This window comes from Amycolatopsis sp. NPDC004368 (assembly GCF_053602515.1).
In genome coordinates, this window is sequence record NZ_JBSGDT010000013.1 from 186836 (window position 1) to 193285 (window position 6450).

Here is a 6450-nt window from a genome sequence, read left to right on the forward strand (position 1 = left end):
CGGTGAGGGCAATTGCGGCGCGGGTCACGCGGGCGAGCGTGACCGTCGCCGGAGAGGTGACGGGCGCGCTCGAAGAACCGGGACTGTTGGTACTGCTGGGAATTCACGCCGACGACGATCGGGTGAAAGCCGCCACGATGGCCCGCAAACTGCACGAACTGCGGATCCTGCGTGACGAGCAGTCGTGCGCCACCGCCGGTGCGCCGTTGCTGGTGGTGTCCCAGTTCACGCTCTACGGCGACACGCGCAAGGGCCGCCGGCCGTCTTTTGTGGCGGCCGCGCGCCCCGAAGTGGCCGAGCCGCTGGTGGACGCCGTGGTGCGGGAGCTGCGCGAGCGCGGGGCGTCGGTGGCCACTGGCCGCTTCGGCGCGATGATGGAAGTCGAGAGCGTGAACGACGGTCCGTTCACCGTTCTCGTTGAGGTCTAGACCACTGCCTCCCCCGTGCCCGGGAACGTATCGCGGCGCCGAGTGGTTCACCGGTTGCACGGATTCTCATGGAATTCTCATGATTATTCCCGCTGTGGCGCGCTTCTCAGCAAAAGCTCAGTTTTGGTGGAGCAACCGGCCGACGGGTGTGCCCGTCCTTTCTCCAGGAGCCGGGAACGTTTTGGAAACCCGGCGCGTTACCACAAGTGTCCAGCTAAGCCGGCTGGGCCGGAGGCCAGGGTTTCCACAGGGCCCGACACCGATGGCGCAGCACAGGCGAGACACGTTCAGCCCGTGACCGGGGAGGCAGAGAATGTCAGTCCAGACTCTCGAACGCGAAGCGCGCGGGATTCGCGAGCGTGGGATTCCAGCACAGCAGAACGAGGAGCCCGTGAGTGTGGGGACGCTCACGGATGCCGACCTCGACGCCCAGAGCCCGGCCGCCGATCTGGTGCGGGTGTACCTGAACGGCATCGGCAAGACCGCGCTGCTCACCGCGGCCGACGAGGTCGAGCTCGCCAAGCGCATCGAGGCGGGCGTGTTCGCGCAGCACATGCTCGACACCGCCGAGGGCCTCACACCGAAGCGCCGCACCGAGCTCACCGCCCTGGTGCGCGACGGGCACGTGGCGAAGAACCACCTGCTGGAGGCCAACCTCCGTCTCGTGGTCTCGCTCGCCAAGCGCTACACCGGCCGGGGGATGCCGCTGCTCGACCTGATCCAGGAGGGGAACCTGGGTCTGATCCGCGCGGTGGAGAAGTTCGACTACTCCAAGGGGTTCAAGTTCTCGACGTACGCCACCTGGTGGATCCGCCAGGCCATCACCAGGGGGATGGCCGACCAGGGGCGCACCATCCGGCTCCCGGTCCACCTCGTGGAGCAGGTCAACAAGCTCGCCCGCATCCGCCGCGACCTGCACCAGCAGCTCGGCCGCGACGCGACGCACGAGGAGCTGGCCGCCGAGTCGGGCATCCCGGTGCACAAGATCTCGGACCTGCTCGACCAGTCGCGCGACCCGGTGAGCCTCGACATGCCCGTGGGCGCCGAGGAAGACGCCCCGCTGGGCGACTTCATCGAGGACTCCGAAGCCACCGACGCCGAAAGCGCCGTGATCTCCGGCCTCCTGCAGGACGACCTGCGCCGCGTGCTCGCCACCCTCGACGACCGCGAACAGCACGTCATCCGCCTGCGCTACGGCCTCGACGACGGCCAGCCCCGCACGCTGGACCAGATCGGCAAGCACTTCGGTCTCTCGCGGGAGCGGGTGCGCCAGATCGAGCGTGAGGTCATGGCCAAGCTCCGCCAGGGCGAGCGCGCCGACCGCTTGCGCGCCTACGCCTCGTAAAGCGGAGGTGGGCGAGTCGTGCTCGCGGAGTGCACTTGCCTGAACTCGACGGCCCCGCGGCCTTGGCCGCGGGGCCGTCGGCGTATCCGCGTTTTCTTGTGGGCACAGTCGAAGGATCACCGGAGTTTGAGCGGACCGGTGACTGGGTAGCAAGGTTTCGGCAACAACCCGTTCGGCCGCGTTGACTTATGACCTACGTCACGAGACTGTCGTGGCAGGCGAACGGAAACGCCAGGTGAGCCACGCGGAACGGGTGCACGCATCCGGCCGCTTTCCCCGGGAGGTCGGGTCCGTCGGGGTGGACCCGGCCTCCCGAACCAAAACCCCGCGACCACGCGCGAACGACCCGGGCCGAGTGCCCTGCAACACAGTCACCACGCGGGCGTGTGGAGTGACGTCGGCTGCTGAGTACCGTGACCTGATCCCGATCAGGGCAAAGGAGCCTGGCTGTGCCGTCCACCACGTTTCAGCACACCGAAGTCCTGCCGCTCGGCAAGGACACCACCACCGAGTACCGGCTGGTCACGGCCGACGGCGTCGAAACCGTCGAGGCCGCCGGCCGCAAGTTCCTCAAGGTCGACCCCGCGGCGCTGACCACGCTCGCGCGCACGGCCATCACGGACATCCAGCACCTGTTGCGCACGTCACACCTGCAGCAGCTGCGGGCGATCGTCGACGATCCCGAGGCGAGCGGCAACGACCGGTTCGTCGCGATGGACCTGCTGCGCAACGCGGCCATCTCAGCCGGTGGCGTGCTGCCGATGTGTCAGGACACCGGCACGGCCATCGTCATCGGCAAGCGCTCGGAAGGCGTGCTCACCGGCGGCGACGACGAGCGGGCCCTGTCGGAGGGCATCTTCGACGCCTACCAGCAGCTGAACCTGCGCTACTCGCAGATGGCGCCCACCACGTTCTGGGACGAGCGCAACACCGGGACGAACCTGCCGGCCCAGGTCGAGCTCTACCACAGGGACAACGCAGCCGGGGAGCCGTCAGATCCTTCCTACGAGTTCCTGTTCATGGCCAAGGGCGGCGGGAGCGCGAACAAGACGTTCCTGTACCAGGAGACCAAGGCCGTGCTGAACCCCAAGCGGCTCGCGCGGTTCCTGGACGAGAAGCTGCGCAGCCTCGGCACCGCGGCCTGCCCGCCGTACCACCTGGCGATCGTCGTCGGCGGGATGTCGGCCGAGTTCAACCTGAAGGTCGCGAAGCTCGCTTCGGCGCGCTACCTCGACACGCTGCCGACCGAGGGTTCCGAGCTGGGGCACGCGTTCCGCGACCCGAGCCTCGAGCAGCAGGTGCTGGAGATGACGCGCCAGTTCGGCATCGGTGCGCAGTTCGGCGGCAAGTACTTCTGCCACGACGTGCGCGTGATCCGCCTCCCCCGCCACGGCGCTTCGTGCCCGGTGGGCATCGCGGTGTCGTGCTCGGCCGACCGCCAGGCCAAGGCCAAGATCACCAGCGAGGGCGTGTTCATCGAGCAGCTCGAGCGCGACCCGGCGCAGTTCCTGCCCGACGTGACCGAGGACGACCTGTCCGACGAGGTCGTGAGCGTCGACCTCAACCGCCCCATGGACGAGATCCGCGCGCAGCTCTCGCAGCTGCCGGTGAAGACGCGGCTGTCGCTGTCCGGGCCACTGGTCGTGGCGCGCGACATCGCGCACGCGAAGATCGCCGAGCGGCTCGACGCGGGCGAGGAGATGCCGCAGTACCTCAAGGACCACCCGGTTTACTACGCCGGCCCGGCGAAGACGCCCGACGGGTACGCGTCCGGTTCGTTCGGCCCGACCACAGCCGGGCGCATGGACTCCTACGTCGAGCAGTTCCAGGCCGCGGGCGGCTCGATGGTGATGCTCGCGAAGGGCAACCGCTCTAAGCAGGTCACCGCCGCGTGCCAGAACCACGGCGGCTTCTACCTCGGCTCGATCGGCGGCCCGGCCGCGCGGCTGGCCAAGGACTGCATCAAGAAGGTCGACGTGCTCGAGTACGCCGAGCTCGGCATGGAAGCCGTGTGGAAGATCGAGGTCGAGGACTTCCCCGCCTTCATCGTCATCGACGACAAGGGCAACGACTTCTTCGCCGCCACCAGCGAACCGGTGCTGCAGATCAGCTTCCGCTGACCCGGTCCACGCTGTGACGCCCCGCTCGCCGAAGCCCGGTGGGCGGGGCGTTTCAGTCGTCGGTGACCTGCTCGGTGAGCCGGTCGAGCTCGGCCAGCTCCGCCGACGACAGCGCGAGCATCGACTTCGGCGGCTCCCCCAGGATGCGCTCGGCCCGGGCCGCGGCCACGGCACCGGGCGCCGTCACCGTCACCATGCGGATGCGCCGGTCCTCCGGGTGCGGCTCGCGCAGCACGAGGCCGCGGCGGACCAGGTCGTCCACCACGTGCGTGGTGTAGGGCCGGTCGGTGTTCAGCTGCTCGGTGAGCTCGCTCATCGTGAGCGCCCGCACCGAGACGCGCCGCAGCGCCTTCACCTTGATGAAGCTCAGGCCGAGTGCCTCGCACACTTCGCGCTTGCGCTCGTGCCGGTCGAGCACGAGGGCTCGCAACCGCGCCCACACGCGGGTCGCGATTTCGTGGTCGTCGGCGCTCATTTCAGGCCTTCACCAGCCCGGCGGGGGCGTCTTCCTCCAGGCCGACGCTGCGCGCGGTCGCGTGAGCCCAGGGCGTGGTGGTGACGATCCCGAGCACGACCACCAGCAGCCCGCAGGCCCCGATGATCCACCACCCGGCGTGGCTCGCGGCCGGGAGACCGCTCGCGAACGGGCCGCGTACCCGCGCGGTCACGACCGCGCCGATCACCGCGACGCCCATCGACGTGCCGACCTGACGGCTGGTCGACGCGATCGCGGCGGCCACCCCGGCCTGCGCGCGCGGCATGCCGGACACGGCCGCATAGGTGATCGGGGCGTTGACCAGGCCGAACCCGACGCCGAACACGATGTAGGTGATGATAAGGCGCCACAGCGGTGTGGTGGCCGACAGATCGAGCATCAGCAGCGCGCCGATCGCGGTACCGAGCCCCGCGAAGACCAGCGGCAGCCGTGCGCCGCGGGTGCCCACGAGCCGGCCGGAGATGGGGGCGCAGATCGCGCACATGATGGCCATCGGCAGCGTCAGCAGGCCGGCGTGCAGCGCGCTGTATCCGCGGGTGTCCTGCAGGTAGAGCGAGTTGAGGAAGAGGAACCCGGCCATCGCCGCGATGCCGCAGATCGCCGTGAGGGTGGCGCCGGAGAACGGCGCGCTGCGGAAGAACCTCGGTTCCAGCAACGGCTCCTTGCGCCGCTTTTCGTACGGCACGAACACCGCCAGCGACACCAGCGCGAGCACGAACGCGACGAGGATCTGCGGCGAGCCGTAACCGAGGTCGCGGCCCTCGATGATGCCGTAGGTGAGACCGGCGAGGAACACGATCACCAGCAGCTGTCCCACCGGGTCGATCCGCCGCGGCCGCGGCGCCCGCGACTCCGGCACGAACACCGCCGTGAGCACGACGGCCGTGATGACCACCGGCACGTTGATCCAGAAGATCGACCGCCAGCCGGCCGCGCCCACGAGCGCGCCGCCGAGCACCGGGCCGATGGCCATGGACAGCCCCATCGTGGCGCCCCACATGCCGATGGCGCGCCCGCGTTCCTTGGGATCGGTGAAGGTGTTCGTGATGATGGACATCGCCACCGGGTTGAGCATCGACCCGCCGATGGCCTGCACCGCCCGGAACGCGATGAGCAGCCCCACGCTCGGCGCGACACCGCACAGCAGCGAGCCGAGCCCGAAGAGCACCAGGCCCGTCTGGAACGTGCGCCGCCGCCCGAGCCGGTCGGCCGTGGACCCCGAGAGCATCAGCAGGCTCGCGAGCACCAGCGTGTACGCGTCGATCGTCCACTGCAGGCTCGAAACCGACGCGCCGAGGTCGTGCTGGATGGAGGGCAGCGCCAGGTTCACGATCGTGTTGTCGAGCCCCACGATGAACAGGCTCGTACAGCAGACGGCGAGCACCATCTGCCGCCGCCGACGGCTGAGCTCCGGCACGGCACCTCTCAAGGTAGTTGTAGAATCCTAACATTTAGCACACTACAACTAACTGTCCGCGCCTACCGCCGAACGCGGTACAGCTCACGCCGCATTGCGGTCAGCCGGGGAACATCTTCCCAAGCCGGGCCAGGGTCTTCTCGATGTTCTCGGCGTTGCGCTTCGGGAAGCCCGCCAGCTCCAGCGCCAGCGGCGAGCGCGCGGTGGAGTAGTCGAACGTCTCGGTCACCGACGTCTTGCCCTCCCCCGCCGGCTCGAGCAGCCAGCGCCAGCGGTGCCCCATGAGGTGCCGCCAGGCGATGAGCCGGTTCTCCTCGAACTCCACCACCGTGTTGCTGATCCGGTAGGGCGCCCCCCTCCTCATGTCCATTCCGAACTTCGCCCCGAGCCCGAGCCGGCCCGGCGCCCCGTCCCGGCTCGCGCGGACCGTCCCGGAGCCGTCGATGAGCGGATGGTTGGCGGGATCGGCGAGCAGATCGAAGATCTGTCCGGGCGCGGCGGCGATGATCGCGGTGCGCGAGACCTGGCGAGTACCCATGGGCGGTGAGCCTAGGGCCTGTCCTCAAAGCCAGATGAGCAGTGTGGCCAGATCGATCATGCTCCGGTAGGAGGCGGCGGTCTTGTCGAACCGGGTCGCGATGGCA

General features: G+C 69.1%; 6 protein-coding genes. 3 read left to right on the plus strand and 3 right to left on the minus strand.

Going from position 1 to position 6450, the window contains the following annotated elements; translation table 11 throughout:
• Positions 1–2: 2 nt before the first annotated feature.
• The 3 genes from dtd (at position 3) to ACWEOE_RS20455 (ending at position 3893) form a co-directional block, all read left to right on the plus strand.
• Positions 3–428, plus strand: coding sequence for a D-aminoacyl-tRNA deacylase (gene dtd / locus ACWEOE_RS20445; protein ID WP_452011289.1), 426 nt, complete (start codon positions 3–5; stop codon positions 426–428).
• A 313-nt stretch (positions 429–741) separates the two neighbouring features.
• Positions 742–1773, plus strand: a complete 1032-nt coding sequence (locus ACWEOE_RS20450; RefSeq protein WP_452011291.1) for a sigma-70 family RNA polymerase sigma factor — start codon at positions 742–744, stop codon at positions 1771–1773.
• Positions 1774–2222: 449 nt separating this feature from the next.
• The gene (locus ACWEOE_RS20455; protein WP_452011293.1) at positions 2223–3893 is read left to right on the plus strand and encodes a fumarate hydratase; all 1671 of its coding nucleotides are present in this window, start codon (positions 2223–2225) and stop codon (positions 3891–3893) included.
• Positions 3894–3945: 52 nt separating this feature from the next.
• Here ACWEOE_RS20455 and ACWEOE_RS20460 read toward each other — a convergent pair whose 3' ends face one another.
• The 3 genes from ACWEOE_RS20460 to ACWEOE_RS20470 form a co-directional block, all read right to left on the minus strand.
• Entirely contained in the window at positions 3946–4368 is a 423-nt protein-coding gene (locus ACWEOE_RS20460) for a MarR family winged helix-turn-helix transcriptional regulator (protein ID WP_452011295.1), read from the minus strand.
• Position 4369: 1 nt separating this feature from the next.
• Positions 4370–5806: an MFS transporter gene (locus tag ACWEOE_RS20465; protein WP_452011297.1), complete on the minus strand. Its 1437-nt coding sequence runs from the start codon at positions 5804–5806 to the stop codon at positions 4370–4372.
• Between the two features lie 100 nt (positions 5807–5906).
• A complete protein-coding gene (locus tag ACWEOE_RS20470; RefSeq protein ID WP_452011299.1) occupies positions 5907–6344 on the minus strand; it encodes an SRPBCC family protein in 438 nt (145 codons plus the stop codon).
• Positions 6345–6450 lie beyond the last annotated feature (106 nt).